At 55.8% G+C, this 16,584-nt stretch carries 16 protein-coding genes; 13 read left to right on the forward strand and 3 right to left on the reverse strand.

Features of this window, described 5'->3' with window-relative positions:
* Positions 1-73 precede the first annotated feature (73 nt).
* The 10 genes from VSQ30_RS02440 to VSQ30_RS02485 all read left to right on the forward strand — a co-directional run bounded on the left by VSQ30_RS02440 (position 74) and on the right by VSQ30_RS02485 (position 12,732).
* Positions 74-433, forward strand: a complete 360-nt coding sequence (locus VSQ30_RS02440; protein WP_334461738.1) for a hypothetical protein — start codon at positions 74-76, stop codon at positions 431-433.
* 15 nt (positions 434-448) lie between these two features.
* On the forward strand, positions 449-2,530 hold the full coding sequence (locus VSQ30_RS02445) for a hypothetical protein (protein ID WP_334461740.1): 2,082 nt from the start codon (positions 449-451) through the stop codon (positions 2,528-2,530).
* Between the two features lie 4 nt (positions 2,531-2,534).
* A complete protein-coding gene (locus VSQ30_RS02450) occupies positions 2,535-4,277 on the forward strand; it encodes a C40 family peptidase (RefSeq protein WP_334461741.1) in 1,743 nt (580 codons plus the stop codon).
* A 2-nt stretch (positions 4,278-4,279) separates the two neighbouring features.
* Positions 4,280-4,720, forward strand: a complete 441-nt coding sequence (locus tag VSQ30_RS02455) for a hypothetical protein (protein ID WP_334461742.1) — start codon at positions 4,280-4,282, stop codon at positions 4,718-4,720.
* A complete protein-coding gene (locus tag VSQ30_RS02460; RefSeq protein ID WP_334461743.1) occupies positions 4,653-7,103 on the forward strand; it encodes a VirB4 family type IV secretion system protein in 2,451 nt (816 codons plus the stop codon). The genes VSQ30_RS02455 and VSQ30_RS02460 overlap by 68 nt, the downstream gene beginning before the upstream one ends.
* A 150-nt stretch (positions 7,104-7,253) precedes the next feature.
* Complete coding sequence (locus VSQ30_RS02465; RefSeq protein WP_334461746.1) at positions 7,254-7,799, forward strand: DUF5697 family protein; 546 nt, start codon at positions 7,254-7,256, stop codon at positions 7,797-7,799.
* A complete protein-coding gene (locus VSQ30_RS02470) occupies positions 7,774-8,457 on the forward strand; it encodes a DUF6100 family protein (RefSeq protein WP_334461747.1) in 684 nt (227 codons plus the stop codon). Before VSQ30_RS02465 ends, VSQ30_RS02470 begins: the two co-directional genes overlap by 26 nt.
* Before the next feature lie 608 nt (positions 8,458-9,065).
* The gene (locus tag VSQ30_RS02475) at positions 9,066-9,776 is read left to right on the forward strand and encodes a hypothetical protein (RefSeq protein WP_334461748.1); all 711 of its coding nucleotides are present in this window, start codon (positions 9,066-9,068) and stop codon (positions 9,774-9,776) included.
* Positions 9,769-11,610, forward strand: a complete 1,842-nt coding sequence (locus VSQ30_RS02480; RefSeq protein WP_502876174.1) for a VirD4-like conjugal transfer protein, CD1115 family — start codon at positions 9,769-9,771, stop codon at positions 11,608-11,610. The genes VSQ30_RS02475 and VSQ30_RS02480 overlap by 8 nt, the downstream gene beginning before the upstream one ends.
* Before the next feature lie 12 nt (positions 11,611-11,622).
* Complete coding sequence (locus VSQ30_RS02485; protein ID WP_334461750.1) at positions 11,623-12,732, forward strand: S1 RNA-binding domain-containing protein; 1,110 nt, start codon at positions 11,623-11,625, stop codon at positions 12,730-12,732.
* A gap of 32 nt (positions 12,733-12,764) precedes the next feature.
* Here the strand turns inward: VSQ30_RS02485 and VSQ30_RS02490 are convergent, their stop codons facing one another.
* Positions 12,765-13,184, reverse strand: coding sequence for a nucleotidyltransferase family protein (locus VSQ30_RS02490; protein WP_334461752.1), 420 nt, complete (start codon positions 13,182-13,184; stop codon positions 12,765-12,767).
* A 151-nt stretch (positions 13,185-13,335) separates the two neighbouring features.
* Between VSQ30_RS02490 and VSQ30_RS02495 the strand changes: the two genes are divergently transcribed.
* Together VSQ30_RS02495 and VSQ30_RS02500 are read left to right on the forward strand one after the other, a co-directional pair.
* Complete coding sequence (locus VSQ30_RS02495) at positions 13,336-13,869, forward strand: hypothetical protein (protein WP_305117558.1); 534 nt, start codon at positions 13,336-13,338, stop codon at positions 13,867-13,869.
* A 32-nt stretch (positions 13,870-13,901) separates the two neighbouring features.
* Positions 13,902-14,624 carry a hypothetical protein gene (locus VSQ30_RS02500; protein WP_305117557.1) on the forward strand — a complete coding sequence of 241 codons (723 nt, stop codon included), beginning with the start codon at positions 13,902-13,904 and terminating at the stop codon, positions 14,622-14,624.
* A gap of 80 nt (positions 14,625-14,704) precedes the next feature.
* Here the strand turns inward: VSQ30_RS02500 and VSQ30_RS02505 are convergent, their stop codons facing one another.
* A complete protein-coding gene (locus VSQ30_RS02505) occupies positions 14,705-14,872 on the reverse strand; it encodes a type II toxin-antitoxin system RelE/ParE family toxin (protein WP_305117556.1) in 168 nt (55 codons plus the stop codon).
* Positions 14,869-15,174: a type II toxin-antitoxin system RelB/DinJ family antitoxin gene (locus tag VSQ30_RS02510; protein ID WP_305117555.1), complete on the reverse strand. Its 306-nt coding sequence runs from the start codon at positions 15,172-15,174 to the stop codon at positions 14,869-14,871. The genes VSQ30_RS02505 and VSQ30_RS02510 overlap by 4 nt, the downstream gene beginning before the upstream one ends.
* Positions 15,175-15,319: 145 nt before the next feature.
* Here VSQ30_RS02510 and VSQ30_RS02515 point away from each other — a divergent pair, with 145 nt between their 5' ends.
* Positions 15,320-16,537, forward strand: coding sequence for a M23 family metallopeptidase (locus tag VSQ30_RS02515; protein ID WP_334461753.1), 1,218 nt, complete (start codon positions 15,320-15,322; stop codon positions 16,535-16,537).
* Positions 16,538-16,584 lie beyond the last annotated feature (47 nt).

The raw sequence follows: 16,584 nt of genomic DNA on the forward strand, positions 1-16,584 counted from the left end.
GCCCTAAAGCCACTTTGAGCGAGATTGCTTAAAGTGGCTTTTTTGCTGCCCAAATTTAACAAGGAGGCAATTTATGACAAACCCAAAAAAGAAGAAAGGCCAGCGGCTGGCAACGACCTACTGGTCACTGGTAGGGGCCGGAGCGGCAGTGATAGTGTCCTTGCAGCCTGTGTTCGCTGACACCATCTGGAATCGTTTCTCCAACATCATGAAGGACGTGTACGGACAACTGGTGGCCATCAGCACCATCGTGGCGGTCACGGCCGCAGCCATTGCCCTGCTGGTGCGCATGATTTCCCGGAACCAGCGTGCTGTGGACGAAGCGACAAGCTGGCTCAAACGCATCGTGGTGACGTGGATCACCCTGAACTCCCTGGGGTTCATCGTGGCGTACCTGCAGCCGCTGATTGCCGGAGGCAACTACGCCGGGTAAGGAGGTTGACGGCTTATGCTTGATTGGATTTTCGAGGGCATAGTCAACTGGGTGAGCAGCATTGTGGCCGAGCTGATGGACACAGTGTCCGGCCTGTTTTTAGATGCCCTGGGCACCGACATGACCGCCATGGAGGAATACTTCCCCTTCGTCAGCAGTGCTTTCACCGTGCTACAATACACGGCCTGGGCGGTGCTGTTCCTCATCACTGTGTGGCAGCTTTTCCGGGTGTTCGGCGGGCCCATCACGGACGCGGAGAACCCGTGGACACTGGTAGCCAGAAGCGCCCTGTTCGCGGCGCTCATTGGGTACGCAAAGCCCATCTTTGAACTCACCCTGGACATTGCCCGGGCGCCTTACACGGCCCTGATGGACATCACCATGTCGGCGGAGGACTTCACCTTTGCCGGGGTGGAGCAGGCGCTGTCAAACGGGCTGACTACGTTTGTGGCAGTCACGTCCATCATTGGGCTGTTGCTCATAGTGATTCTGGAAATTGCCCTGGGCTGGAATTATTTCAAACTCCTGCTGGAAACCGTGGAGCGGTATATCGTGGTGGGCGTGCTCTGCTACACCTCGCCGCTGGCCTTCTCTATGGGGGCCTCCAAAGCCACCTCGCAAGTATTCAGAAGCTGGTGCCGCATGGTCGGTTCCCAGCTTCTTTTGCTTGTGATGAACGTGTGGTTTTTGCGGGGCTTCAGCTCGGCCATGGGGCAGTACATCGGCAGCGGCGGGGCCTTGTCCAACGGACAGGGCAGCGTGTTCTTGTGGCTGTTCTGTGCGCTTGCGTTCCTCAAGACCGCCCAGCGGTTTGACAGCTACCTTGCCAGCCTGGGTCTGAACGTGGCCCAGACCGGCTCCAGCATGGCTATGGAAATGATGATGGCGGCAAAGGTCATCAGCGGTATAGCGGGTGCCCCCAAGAGTGCCGGGTCTGTATTCAAGGGTAGCGGTGCGGCGGCTTCCGGTGCGTCTGGGGGATTTGCCGGGTTCGCCAGCAAGTTCAAGGGGAATTCTTATGTGCGGGATTCTGTTGTAGCAGGCGGCACCCCTATGGGCGCAGGAGGCGGCCTGGGCTTTGTAGGGCGTGCCTTTGGCGGCATGGCAGCCCGGAATGGCGCGACCCTTACGGGAGAATCTATCGCTTCGGTTGCCACACGCCAGCCTTCGGTGTCCGGATCCATCGGCGGCGAGATTGCCGACCGCAGCCTGGGCAATTATATGCCGCAGCTGGGCGGATACCAGCTTCAAGGCACCAGCATTTCGGGTGGACAGATTAGTACCACGGCGGTGAGGGCAGACGGGCAGTCGGCCGAGGTGGCCATGTTCAGCGCCGCCCAGTATGAACGGCCCAGTAGCCCTCACGGTGTGGTGACAGCTTCAGACGGCAGCCAGTGGTATCAGATGGCGTCTGGGGCCGGGGCAGGTAGTTTCTACGATTCGCCCCTGTTCAGCGGCAGCGCAAGCGAAGCCGCACAGGTGGCGGAAGCGTTCCCCAGCGCGGCAGAGGGCACGTCCCTTCGCACGGTGTCGGATGGCGTCATGGAAGCCAGCACCGACAGCGGCAACACCATGTGGTACAACAGCGCCTACTTTGACGAGCCGGACGCGCCTCACTCCATCATGCAGGCGGGAAATGGCGTGGACTGGTATGCCATGCAGGCCCACAGCGTTGCCCCGGATTTCGAGGAAGGCGAGCCTGCCCAGGCTTACAATCAGGCGCAGTTCCAGGCGTTCATGCCCGGCTATGGGCAGAAGGTGTTCGGCGTGGACGGCTCCGCCAGGGAGGAAGGCCGGGTGGAAGTCCGGCACCAGGACGGCAGCGGCACCATGTTCTTTGACACAGCCCAGTACGCCCCGCCCCGTGGGGATTATCAGGTCTATGAGGATTCCAAGGGCGGACAGTGGTTTGCTATCCGTGGGGAAGCCGCTGTGGAGCGCAAACCGGTGTATGAAAATGGCAAGCCCGTCTATGACGGCAACAGCGTGAAAACTGTCTCGGTGGAGAGCGTGCGCTATAAGAGCCAGCCCGCGCGGTACGCCGAGCCGAAAGCACGCACATCGCTGGAAATCAAAGCGCCCAGGAGAAAGAGGTGAGCCCATGGAACCGGTCAAGCAACAGGTAGGGGATGGGCAGGATAATTTCGGGCAGGCGGCTGGGAAGCTGGCTCAGGCGGCAAAGCAGGCCAGTGAAGCCGCTGCCAGCCAGACCGCCCACGCCGCTGCGGCTACGGTGCAGGCAGGCTCCGGTGGCGCGGCGGCAGAGGTTGCGGCAGGTTCGGCGGCTGGCCCCTGGGGAGCCGTGCTGGCAGCAGCATGGGCCATGCGCCACACACTTTTTAAGGTGCTGGTGACCATGTGCCTGTGCCTGCTGTTTTTCATTGTGCTTATCGTGTCCCTGCCCACTATCGTTACCAACCCGGTGTTGGGTTTGGATGGGAACAAACCAGCAGATGACGCTACGCTTCTCAGCACATACACAGAATTAGCTGAAATAGTCGATCAGGCCGTGGAAAGCGGATATGACCAGGCACTGACGCAGGTCGAGGGTATCATTACGGGCGGCGGCTACGATTACCGCCTATCCATGGATGCCCTGGCAAATTACGCTTACAGTTCTGCCGGGTACGATGTCTGCTACATATTGGCGGCATACTCGGCCTCGCTGGAGCAGAAAAATACCAGCAAGGCCGACCTGACCGCTAAGCTGAATAACGTGGTCGGCTTCATGTTCCCGGTGACCCAGGACGGCACGGGAGAAACCGAAGTGGAAGTAGAAGGTGAGGACGATGAGGAGCCTACCACGGAGACTGTCGAGTTTGTAAAATGCACCATCCACCCCTTTGACGATTCGGTCATTGCCACGGCCTTTGGCATTGATCTGGACGCGGAGTATGGCCTGTTCAAAATCACTTATAAGGAAGCCATCGAGAAGATGGCGGCGGCGCTCAAGCGCACGTTGTATGGCTCGGTGGCAAACGGGCAGGCTGTGCCCCTGACGGATGCAGAGCTTATTGCCTTTGTGAACCGCCAGAATTGCAGCGCCATGAGGAAATACATCCTCTCCACGGCGCTGTCCCTGGTGGGCAAGGTGCCTTACTTTTGGGGCGGCAAATCCGCCCCAGGATGGAATGACGAGTGGAATACGCCCCGTCTGGTGACGGCGGCAGGGTCGCCCACCAGCGGCACGATTCAACCTTATGGACTGGACTGCTCCGGGTTCAGCGATTGGGTCTATAAGACAGCGGTGGGCGTGAGCCTGTACGGCACAAACTGGAGCCAGTGGGACAATTCCGAGACGGTCACGGCGGCAGAACTGCAGCCCGGCGATTTGGGATTCCTTGGCGGCCGGGCAGACTGGACGCACGTCCTGGTGTTTGCTGGTTACGGTGAGGGTGGCCAGCGGATGTGGGTGCATTCCTCTGGCGGCGAGGGCGTTATTTTCAATACGCCCAGCTACGAGGGGACGCTCAATCTTCGCAGGCCCAAATATGTGGACTTCGATGCCGCCCCGCCCAACAACGTGCAGCAGGGCATGCCCATTGAAACCATACAGGTGGACGTGACCCATTATTGCGCCTGTTCCCTCTGCTGTGGCAGCAACGCCGATGGCTTCACGGCCAGTGGGAAAAGAGCGGCCCGGGGTATGGTGGCTATGTCCAGTTACTATCCGTTCGGTACGCAGATTATGATAAACGGCACCATGTACACTGTGGAGGACCGGGGCGGCTCGGGGATAGAAAACAACAGGAGCCGGGTTGATATTTTTATTCCTGACCATAACGAAGCGTTGCGGTTGGGGAGATATCAGACCACGGCGCAAATCTACAGGATGGGGCGATAATTATGGATGAGAAAAGCTATAACAATGTGTACGCCATTCCGGCGAACTATACGGATTCGGGCAAGATACTGGGCGGGATGCTGGAGCTTCGCAATGCTATTGAAGCGGGGCTCCTGCTCATTCTGGCAGGCTATCCGGAGCTCATGTGGCTGCCCGTGTCGGGCACCATCAAAATCGTCATCATGACGGTGACGCTGCTGCCCCTGGGTGTGCTGGCGGTTATGGGTATTGACGGGGATTCCCTGTTCCAGTGCCTGTGCCATGTGCTGGCCTTTGCCGGAAACCGGCGGAAAATACATATGAGAAGAGTTGGTTATCAATATGACCCGAAAAAAGAAAAAAGGAAAAAAGCAAACCGCGCAGGGGTTCCTGCCGGTGAGAAGGATTCAGCACGGCGTGGTGGAAACCACGGACGGGCGATTCCTGAAGATACTGGAGATTGAGCCCATCAACTTCATGCTGCGGTCAGACGAGGAGCAGTTCAACATTATTTCCTCCTTCGCAAGCTGGCTGAAGATTTCGCCCATGCGGCTGCAGTTCAAGAGTATCACGCGAAAGGCAGACTCGGACAAGCATGTCGCAATGGTTCGCAGGGAGTTGGAAAAGGAAGAAAACGACCAGTGCAAGTCTCTGGGGGAGGGGTACATCCGGCTCATCAAGGACGTAGGCAGCCGGGAGGCCCTGACCCGCCGTTTCTTTCTCATCTTTCAGTACGAGGAGCAGCGCCGGGGGGACAGCGCAGACGCGGGGCAGGTCTACAGTGCCTTGCAGACAGCGGAGCAGAACGCCCGGGCGTATTTCCTCCAGTGCGGCAATTCCATTTTGCAGCCCCGCGACCCGGACGAGGCTACAGCTGAGGTGCTCTATATGTTCTTTAACCGACAGTCCTGCGTGGACGAGCCTTTTGCAGACCGGGTAGACCGCGTGGTGCTGGACACCATGGCGGCGAAGGGGAAAGTCATTGGTGTAGACCCGGTGCCTAAAATCAATATGACAAACTTCTTAGCGCCTAGAGGCATTGATCTAACCCACTTTAACTACACCGTCATGGACGGTCTGTACTACGCTTTCCTTTATATAAAAGCCGATGGTTACCCCAGCATGGTGCGGGCCGGGTGGATGTCTGCCCTGATAAACGCGGGTGAGGGTATCGATGTGGACGTGCATCTGCGGCGAGAAAACCGCAGCCGTACCATTGACAAGGTGGCTCAACGTATCCGTCTCAACCGTACCAAGCTCAAGAGTATGCAGGACACCAGTACGGACTACGAGGAGCTGACCAACTCCATCCAGGCGGGCTATTTCATCAAGCAGGGCATTGCCAACAACAACGAGGATTTGTTTTATATGTCCGTGTTCATCACCATCTCGGCCCGTGGGTACGAGGAGCTGGTCTGGCGCAAGCAGCAGATGGTGGATATGCTCAAGTCCATGGATATGCAGGTTTCAGACTGCCGTTTCCAGCAGGAAGCCGCGCTGAAATCTGTAATGCCCTTCCTGCATCTGGACACCTCCCTGGAACGCAAGTCCCAGCGGAATGTGCTGACCAGCGGGGCGGCATCCACTTATATGTTCACCAGCTTTGAGATGTCCGATGATACGGGGGTGCTGCTGGGAGTCAACCGGCACAATAATTCCCTGTGCATCGTAGACTTATTCGATACCCGGAAGAACAAGAACGCAAACCTGAACCTGCTGGGCACCAGCGGTGCGGGCAAGACCTTCACACTTCAACTCCTGGCCCTGCGCATGAGGATGCGGGGCATCCAGTGCTACATTTTGGCCCCTATCAAGGGACATGAGTTCCGCCGGGCCTGCAACCGTATCGGCGGGCAGTATGTGAAGATAGCGCCGGGTTCGCCCCACTGCATCAATGTCATGGAGATCCGGCACACGGTATCCCCGGAGATGGAGCTGATCGACGGTGACAGCGGCGAGGAGGATTCCATGCTGGCCCGGAAAATCCAGCAGCTGATGATTTTCTTCTCCCTGCTCATCCCCGACATGACCAACGAAGAGGAGCAGATGCTGGATGAAACGCTCATTAAGACCTATGCGGATTTTGGTATCACGCACGATAACGATTCGCTCTATCTGGATGCCAGATCTAACCCGCCCAGGATGAAGAAAATGCCGATTCTGGGTGACCTTCACAAGAATTTGCTGGAGAACCCCATGACTAAGAGGGTGGCAATTATCGTCAGCCGGTTTGTCACGGGCTCGGCCCAATCCTTTAACCAGCAGACCAATGTGGACCTCAACAACAAATATATCGTCCTTGACCTTTCGGAACTGAAAGGCAAGCTGCTTCCCGTGGGCATGATGATCGCCCTGGATTACGTTTGGGACAACGTGAAGGCCGACCGTACCAAGAAGAAAGCCATCATGATAGACGAGATATGGCAGTTGGTGGGCGCGTCCTCCAACAAGCAGGCCGCTGACTTCTGCCTGACCATCTTCAAGACCATCCGTGGATTTGGCGGCGCGGCTATCTCGGCCACCCAAGACCTTTCGGATTTCTTCGGCCTGGAGGATGGGAAGTATGGTCGGGCCATCATTAACAACTCCAAGAACAAGATTATTTTGAATCTGGAGCCGGACGAGGCCCGGTATGTGCAGGAGGTTCTGAAGCTTACCAAGACGGAGACCCGTTCCATCACTCGTTTCGAGCGGGGGGAGGCACTGGTGTACTCCAACAACAATAAGGTGCCGGTGGTCATCAAGGCATCCCGGGAGGAGCAGGAGATGATCACCACCGACCGGGCCGAACTGGAGGCGATTTTGAAAGAAAAGCAGCGGAATACGCATAAACCTGCAAATGAGTAAAACGTATTCCGTGCTTTTTATGCGTACAAAAAAAGCCATGCAGAAGGAAAAACATCAAAATGCGTATAAATCGGCGAATGAGTAGGGTATATGCGTATTTTACAGGAAATAAGTATTCAGCGCGTTATGCGCACAAAGGAGGTGCTGCCCATGCTGCTGCAGGAAGAACAGTATGTGGTAAACTGGCTGTCCCAGTACGGGGCGCTGCCCCGCGCCCAGGTGGTGCGGATGCTGCAAAAGCCCGTAAGGACAGCGGAGAAGATTTTGCGGAACCTGCTCCGCCAGGGGAAGATAGAGGACATATCCGGCGGGTACTATGTGGGGCTGGACGCCATGTGCAAGCCCGACCAGCGGACGATTCTGGCTGTGTGGGTGCTGCTGAAATTTATCAAGCAAGTAGAGCCCATGGCCCATTACCCAGCGGTGTACCCTTCACAGATCTTCTTTTTGAAGGAAAATGTCGGCTATGAAATCGTGGTGCTGTACGAGGGCGAGCAGAGCCAGCTGCGCCTTTTGCAGCCCCAGGACGACTTGAAGTACATCATCGTGCTGCCCCATATCTCCATGGCAGAGAACTTGCGGCTGCCCAATGTCCCCTGCCTGTTTGCCACGGTGGATTTTCAGGGCGGCGAGGAGCCTCAAATACTATTTTACTCGGAGGAGAACATCCATGAGCGTATTTCTGGAAGTGCTTGACAAGATAGACCGCAAGCTCAAACGCATGACCGAGCAGGTGGAAATGGCCCGCTGGCTTTGGAACGCGGGCCACTTTGAGGCGGCTTTTGAGCACGCTTTTCAGTTGGAGGATACGGCAGAGAGAGCCACATTGCTGACTCGGGTGCTGCCGGCTTATACGGGCAGGCCGTCTGCAAGAGACGATATAAGGAGGATCCTTGCAAAGAGAATCCCTGTAGAGATTGGTTTTACGGAGCAGGGATGGTTTGGGCTTCGGATCCCGGCACTCCTGCCGAGGAAAAAGCACGGTTCGGTAGATTATATACGGGACTTCCTGTATCCGGCTATGCAGGACTTCTTTCGTGATAAGGAGCCGGTGCAATATACCGACTGCGTGTTGATTTTTCGACACGTCTACAGCCGCAGCCGCCCGGAACGCCAGCACAGGGACCACGATAACATCGAAGCGAATATTGTCACAGATATTGTGGCCCTTTACACCATGCCGGATGATAGTCCTGCCATATGCGACCATCACTATTGTACGGCTGCGTCAGAGGATGACCGTACAGAAATATATGTTGTCCCCCGGGAAGATTTCCCTTACTGGCTGGAGGTCGAGAAATCCATGCCGGATGAGGGGGTGGGGTTATATGATAATCTCCCCAAACACACTTGAAAACGGTATGTAAGAAAAGCCGTTTTTTGAGGTTTCAAAAATTACATAACTCGAAAAAGGGAGGGAACCCCGTGTTTATGCGGGTTCCTTCTCTTGAATATGGGCCGCCTTTCGACCGAGGGAGAGGTAGCCAGGTCGAGAAATGCTTCCAATCGAGAGGTGTGAAAATGATTCAGTTTCGTCCCGGCAGTCATGTGTCAGAACTGGTCACATTGCTGTCTTTTGTAGGAGAGTTCCCTTTTCAGCATTTAGACCTGCTTGGGAGTAAGCGGGTGTATAAGGCTCTTATCGTTAAGCTGACAGATTCAGAGCAATTCCGCAATTCCCAGACAGGTGAGGAGATGGCCTGCAGGCTGTTCACCCTCAATGGCGGCGGAAGGACAAAAACGGTCCGCCTATATAAGCAAGCCTTACCTATCTTGAAATGGGTGCATCCCGGTGCTTATCCATATTATATGCATTCTTTCTGGAACCATCATTTCCCTGGGGACGGCCTGCATCTTGACCGGCATCACCGAATAGCTGAGGCTGCTGCGATGTGCTGGCGGGCAGGATGGGAAGTAAGGCCGTATGCGCTTCCAGGGCTGCAAAGGGAAAGAATTCTCCCTTTGGTTCCCGAAGAGCCGTCCTTGTATCTCTCCAGGGATATCAAACGTATTTCCGATGCCGAGTTGAACAAGACATCGTTTACGCGCATGGTAGGGGCTGCCTACTGTGCCGGAAACTGCTATGCGGTGTACAACACCCGCAAGGCGGCTATGAAATGGAACGGCATGGGCGAGTTCAAGACCGTCCACAGCCTGGCAGAAATCAGCCGGCTAAACGCAGGTATTGGCAATGTGGACTCTGCAATTCTGTTTGGGGCTTCTGAGGGAGTTGCCTTGCAGTCCTTCTCAGAGAAAAGCAAGGAACAAAAGAAAGATCTGCGGCCAGATGTAGTATTCAGCCATATACACTTTGTCCCCTTGGATGAGAATGGCGTCCGCCAGCTTCAGTTTTTCACGATCCCGGACTGGAAAGAGCGCCTGTTAAGCCTACTCTTTGACCCGGAGACCCGTTCTTTTAACCGTAGTTCCTTTGAGTACGATGCGCAGGTGGACGGTACGTTTGTCCTTTCCCACTTGGACGGCGACCTGGCCCGGCTCATCCGTTTCAAAGAGGGGATAGAGGGGCGAACCGGGCCCTTTGAGGTTTTGTGTTTCCCTCACCAGGTGGACTTCCTCCGGGAATACCTTGCAGGCCGGGCAGTCATAAAAACCATTGAGATGGATGCAGTGGAAGCTGCGCTGGGAATAGAAAAGAGGGATGCCTTTGAGTAAACGGAAAACTGTCATCATGGTTGCCGCCATTCTGGGATTGGCAGCCTTGCTGTACATAGGCGGCCTGATGGGGCAGCTATTGGCAGATTACCGGGAATGGCTGGCCCAGGATGGATTAACTGGTAATGCGCGGTTGCCCCCGGTAGACTGGAACCCAATCACCTGTTTCTCCAGCGCCTTTACTTTCAGCGGATTGCAGGGGGTAGGCTTGGTTCTCCTGGTCATCGGCGGTTTGTTGGTCTACTGGAAAGTTCAAGGCCGGTCTGGCGGCACTGACCCTCGGGGTTTCGGCCTTAGCAAATCCGGCACCTACGGCACAGCCAGTTGGATGACCGAGAAGGAGATGCAGCAGATGCTGGAGACCGCGCCCATCAGCAGGGCAAAGGGTACGGTTCTGGGCGAGTACCACGGCAAGGCTGTTTGTATGCCCGAAGATACCCGGCTGAACCGCCATATTGCCATTTTTGGAGCGTCCGGTACCATGAAATCCCGGGCCGTCATACGCAATGCGCTGTTCCAGTGCATCAAGCGTGAGGAGTCAGTGGTCATCACAGACCCCAAGGCCGAGCTCTACAGCGATACCGTCGGGCTTTTCAAGAAGTATGGCTACGAAGTGAAAGTGTTCAATCTGGTAGACCCGGCCCATGGGGACTCCTGGAACTGCATGGCAGACCTGGACGGTGATACCCTCATGGCCCAGGTGTTAACAGATGTCATCATCGGCAATACCAGTGCCGGGAAGGGCGACAAGTTCTGGGACAGCGGCGAGGGAAACCTCTTGAAAGCACTGATTCTGTTCATCGACCAGGATGCCAGCTTAGACAAAACGGAAAAGCACCTGCCTGCCGTATACCGGCTTTTGACCCAGAACAGCGAGCGCCAGTTGATGACTCTTTTTGAGAAGCTGCCTCTGGGACACCCGGCGAGAGCGCCCTTTAATCTGTTCTCCCAGTCCAGCGACACGGTGCGGTCTGGAATCATACTGGGCTTGGGTACGAGGCTGCAGGTCTTGCAGAACCAGGCGGTGGCAAAAATCATTAGCCGGTCGGATATCAGCCTGACAGCCCCGGCCCGGAAGAAGTGCGCCTATTTTATTATCCTCAGTGACCAAGATGCCACCATGGCGTTTCTGTCATCGCTGTTTTTCTCGTTCCTGTTCATCCGCCTGACCCGGTTTGCGGACAGCCAGCCGGGGAGGAGATGTCCGGTGCCAGTCAACTTGATACTCGACGAATTCAATAATGTTGGCCGAATCGGCGGCGCGGCAGATGGCTCGGACTTTGCCCGTTCGCTTTCCGTCATTCGTTCCCGGGATATCCGGGTCATGCTGGCGGTGCAGAGTTTGGGGCAGCTACAGAACCGCTACCCCAACAACCTGTGGTCAGAAATTATCGGCAATGCGGACATCCAGTTGATGCTGGGCTGCACCGATGACATGACCGCCCAATACTTTTCTTCCCGCAGCGGCGATATGAGCATCCGGGTAGACTCCACCTCGACCACGCGCCAGACCATGGCGGTGGCCCAGTTCATCCCCCAGTACCGCCAGACCGAGGGCCAGGGCCGCCGTAAGTTGCTTACTCCCGATGAGGTGCTGCGCTTGCCCAATGAGGAACTGCTGTGCGTTATCCGGGGGTGCAATGTGCTGAAACTCAAAAAGTTGGATTACACGCTGCACCCCATGGCAAGGGAGTTGAAAAATTGCTCCATTATGGATTACCGGCCTGCACAGGTGGTTACTCCAATAGCAGTTCCACCGCCGCCCCCAGACCCGGATAAAAAGAAAGCAAAGCCAGGCTTGTACAGCTCAGCCAAACCACCCACAGATTTTTAGGAGGTAAAATTTATGTTTATGGATGATGTATTATTGCAGGAAGGCCAGCCGCCCCAGACCGGTTCTGAAATGGAAGGAAATCGGGCGGACGTGGACCTAAAGGCGCCTCATGATGCGCTGTTTCCCCAGACTGGGACAGAAATCGCAGAGGAGGACCGTGGATCTGCAGTTCCGGTGCACGATCAAAACCAGTCTGACAGAATCTTCCCCCGCCGCCGGCGCGCTGCCAGACTCAGTCCCGTCCTGGCCATTGGCGATGGGCCCACCGTTGAAACCGACGCAGACAAAGCCCGCAGTGACCTGCTCGACCTGGTGGAGTCGCAAAAGACGGGCCGCATCCTCACGGGAACTATCCAGGGGGTGGAGCGTCCCAAGCCCGAAACATCCCTGGCAGTCATCTACCATGGGGCGTTCAAAATCATTATCCCTGCAGAAGAAGCGGTAGAGTTGCCGCAGGATCGCCGGGGCCGTTCGGAAGCGGAGCTTTACAATTATATGCTCACCAAGCGTCTGGGTGCAGAGGTGGATTACATCATAAAAGGTGTGGAGCCGCAGACCAGTCTGGCGGCAGGCAGCCGGTTGGAAGCCATGGCCACTAAGCGTCGTGAATACTATTTCGGTTCTGGGAGAGCCGGGAACCCGCCTATCCATGAGGGCGTGTGCGCGGAGGCGCGCATCGTGTCGGTCATCCGGGCAGGCATTTTCGTGGATTTATTCGGCCTGGAGACGTACATCCCCCTGCGGGAGCTGAGTTACCAGCGGTGGATGGACGCGGGGCTCTACTTCCAGGCTGGCCAGCGGGTGCTGGTGAAGGTGCTGGAGGTTGACCGTGCCGACCGGGAGAATGTCCGGGTGACGGCTTCTGTGAAGCAGGCCGGAGAGAACCCCTATGAAAAGGCTTTATGGCGGTACTCGGTGGGGAGCTGCTATGTGGGCACGGTGAGCATGGTGGACATCAACGGCGTGTTTGTGGCGCTGGATGAAGGCGTGGATTGTCTGTGCAGTTATCCTAAGCGCGGCAGGCCGCCCAGGGGGGCGCGGGTCACGGTGCGGATTCTGGGCATCAACCGGGAGTCCAACCGCATCTGGGGAGCTATCACACATATTGCGGCGGCGAGGTAAGAGAAAGGCACCTGCCATGACTGGCGGGTGCCTTACTTTTGACTGTTCCTGACTTCCATGATTTCTGCATTGATTTGTTCTAACGTCATATCGGCCAGTCCGTTTTCCGCAGCAATCTGGCTCGCAGCTTTCATAGCGCGCAGTCCTATATTCTGGGGAGAAGCTTCATAAATCGTCACCCCAGTAGCCTGGATTTCCCGTTCCAGTTGAGAACCTTTTTCAATATGAGATATATCGAAAACATCCACAGGCCGGTCAACCTTTTGCCGGATTGTTTCCATAAACCCAACAAAGCGCAGCCCGTGAAGCCCGCTTTCCACTAAAAGGTCAATGTCGCTTTTATCGGTAGCCGTGCCCTTGGCGAACGAGCCGAAAAGCACCGCCTTTGTGATGCCGTAATCAGCAAAAATGGGTGATAGCAGCGCTTGAATATCGCTTGTGTGCATAGCCATCCGGCAGGCCCCCTTTCTATTTTTTTCAGTATACATCATGGGGAGATAAAAGAAAAGAAAAATTTCAAAAATCCGTTGTAAATTCCGACAACCAACCGTGTGATAAGGATGAAAGCAAATCCTTCCACGGCCCAATTCCAGGAGGTACAATATGCTTTCAAAAATAAACAGAGCCATGGTGGCTCTTGCAACCAGTTTCTTTTTCCTGTTCTGCCTGTTCATCCCCGCCAGTGCCAGGGACGGCACCGATGGAACCGAGCTTCAAATCGCCAGCCCGGAACAGCTTGTTATTCAGTTGGGCCCGGAATGGGCTGGGGTGGAGTTCCAGTTAAAGACGGACTCCGGCCTGTACCCCGGCACGATTCCCGTGGGGGAGGACGGCGTACTGCGACTGGAGATTGGCGGCAGTAAAAGCTATACGCTGACCTGCCTGGGTTCTAAAGTTTCTGCGCCAACACCTGTTGATTCGGAACCCGAAAGCCAGAATGAGCCTGTCATTGAATCCCACAGCCATGAGCCGGAGCCTGAACCGGAAGCCCAGCCTGTACTGGCGGGCATCCCTATCTGGCAGTTGTGCGTGTTTGGCGGCGGGATGATTGTGGCCGTGGCTGCGCTGATCATCCTGTCGGTCTTGAAAAGGCGGCGGGGAGAAGAAGTGGATGAGGAAGACGACGAATACGAATAGTGCCCCTGAGTAGGGGCAGAGAGGAGCACCAGATGAAAAAAGAGTACGGTAAGAAAATTGGGGGTTCGGTAATAGTCGGGCTGGTTCTGGCAGTAGTGCTTGTGATGCTGGTAGGTTTTGGCAGCAAGCCGGATGTGGCAGAGGAACCGCTGCCCAGTGCTTCGCCGAAGATTGTTTTGTCGAGTAGTCAGGCGGAAGCAACACCTTCACCCAAGCCTTCGGCAAAGGCATCTCCTTCCCCGAAAGCGAAATCAACTCCAAAGGTGGAACTGGCAGAATCTGTAGAGAAAGAGGAGCAGGAGCCTGTTTTAGCGGCTAAAAGCAGCCCGGAACAGGCGGCACCCTCCAGCAGTAAAGCTCCTGCAGCTACGGCAACACCTGCTGCTATAGTAGTGGAATCTACTCCCCAGCCTGCGCCTACAGTCACCCCCAAGCCGAAAGAAAAGGTGTGGGTGGTGGATGTTCCTGCCTCCACACAGCAAATTTGGGTGGACGAGCAGGGCCACTGGGAGGACCGGCCCTACCTCACCAGCGACTGGGTATACCGCTGCAACGGCTGCGGCCAGACATTCCCCACCACCGGCGATGTGGACGCCCATCAGTGGGCTGCCTTTGATAACGGTGAAGACCACGGTGGCTACACTATGACCTCCGGGCCTATGTATGAGGTCAGCGAGCGGGTCTGGGTAGTGGACGTGGAGGGACACTATGAAACGGTAACTACCCCGGAGCAGGGGCATTGGGAAGAACGGTAATTCCCTCATAATTTAATAGAGCAAAAAGCAAGTGCATCATTAGGTGTGTCCACCTGGTGATGCACTTTTTTGTTCCTAACTTATTGCTCCTCGTTTTGGATGATGTTTTCAATATCCCGGCCTCCATAAAAAATACGGACAACCGTGACCAGGCATTCTTCCTGATTGACCAGATAAAACACCAGGAAATTGTCCACGGGCAGTTTGCGCATCCCCATGGAGGCCCATGGCTCCCAATCAACCATCATATGCCGAATTCCTTCGCAAGTTCAGCATGCACCTCATCTGCGCTGTACGTTATGCCGCCCTTTAGCGAGTCCATACCTTTCATGAGTTCAGCGTCCAACTCTTCCCGGGTCAGCCCATCCAGGGCGGTTGGCTTCATGGGAGGCAGGTGAAGGTCGAAAGGCAGCCCCCTTTGAAGGACGATCTGACTGTATAACATTTGAATTGCACTGGATGGAGTAATGCCCAGCTGCGCCAGAATCCCCTCCGCGTTTTCTTTTAGCCCGGTGTCGATGCGGGCGTAAACTGCAGATGTGTTTGCCATAAGTGCGGCCTCCTTTCACTGGAGAATATTATATCCCATTTATACAGAGATTGCAAGCATTTGCAAGCAAACAGACAATCCAAGGCGGTGCATTCGTGCATCGCCTTTTTTCATATACAAATTTATTCAGAAAGGAACAAAAGCCATGAAAACAACGCAAAAAGCCTTATCGATCCTGTTGGCCATGCTGCTGGTTTTCTCCTGTATCCCTACAGTCTGGGCGGCAGAAATGTCTTCCCAGTTGGAGAGCGCAGTGGAAAGCAGCATGGAAAGCACGCCCCCGGAGGAAGATATTTCTTCTTCAGAACCGGAAATCACCCCGGAGCCCTCGGCAACGCCTGAGCCCTCGGAGGAACCCGCACCCGCCCCAGCCCCGGTGCCTGACCCCTATGTAGAATACTTCGAGGTCATGGACGCAGAGTTTGGCGGGCAGTATGTGATGGTCGCCCCGGAAGCAGTGGACGTTACCGTTAGCTTCGGCCGAGAACACCAGGCGCTGGATATGGCCGCACCCGAGGGCTCCCCTGTCCTGGCGGCAGATGAGGGCACTGTTACCACCGTGCAGGTGTGGGACGGCTCGAAGTCTACCGACGATAACCAAAGCTACGGCCACATGGTGCAGATCCAGCACCCGGACGGTAATTCTACCCTGTACGCCCATCTGTCTGAAATCAATGTTCGACAGGGCCAGACCGTACAGCGGGGCCAGCAGATCGGCCGGGTGGGTTCTACCGGCAATGCCACCGGGGCGCACCTGCATTTTGAAGTGCTGACCCCCAGCGGCAAAGTGGATCCCTACCCCTATCTGACCGGCATTGAGCTGTATGCCCGTGACTCCATCTCCAGCGTGAAGGCCGACCTGGAGGGCGGCAGCCGGTACCTCACAGACTACGGCGTGACCCGGGATGCCATCGTCAACGAGCTGAGTGCCCACGAGCATGACAACTACTATCTGGGAACCACCTATGCTGGCGGCGACGTGCAGTCCCCCAACGGCGACACCTCCTACAACGGCACCGCTGGCATGAACTGCGGCGGTTTTGTGGGGTATGTGCTGCGCAAGGTGGGGCTCAACTGCTCTGCCGCCATCGACCTCATCAAAAGCACTGGTGATGACCTGTGGTTTGGGTCGGGCAAGCCTTATGACCTGTTGGCAGGTGCTTCCAACTATTATCAGCTGGCAAAGGCGGCAGGGCTTACCTGCTATGTCTACAACACAAAAGCCGAAATGCTGGCGGACGGCAAGCTGGAAAAAGGCGACATCATCCTCATGTACTGGAGCCTGCAGCCCTTTAACGATGGTGCGGACAACCACATCGGCTTTTACTGGGGCGAGAGCAGTGGGGCAATGCCATTAAGTTAAGCATTTTGTAAAAAGATAAAGAAACCGGCAAAAAGCCCTTGACAAAA

This window comes from Acutalibacter sp. JLR.KK004 (assembly GCF_036941085.1).
Classification (GTDB): domain Bacteria; phylum Bacillota; class Clostridia; order Oscillospirales; family Acutalibacteraceae; genus Acutalibacter.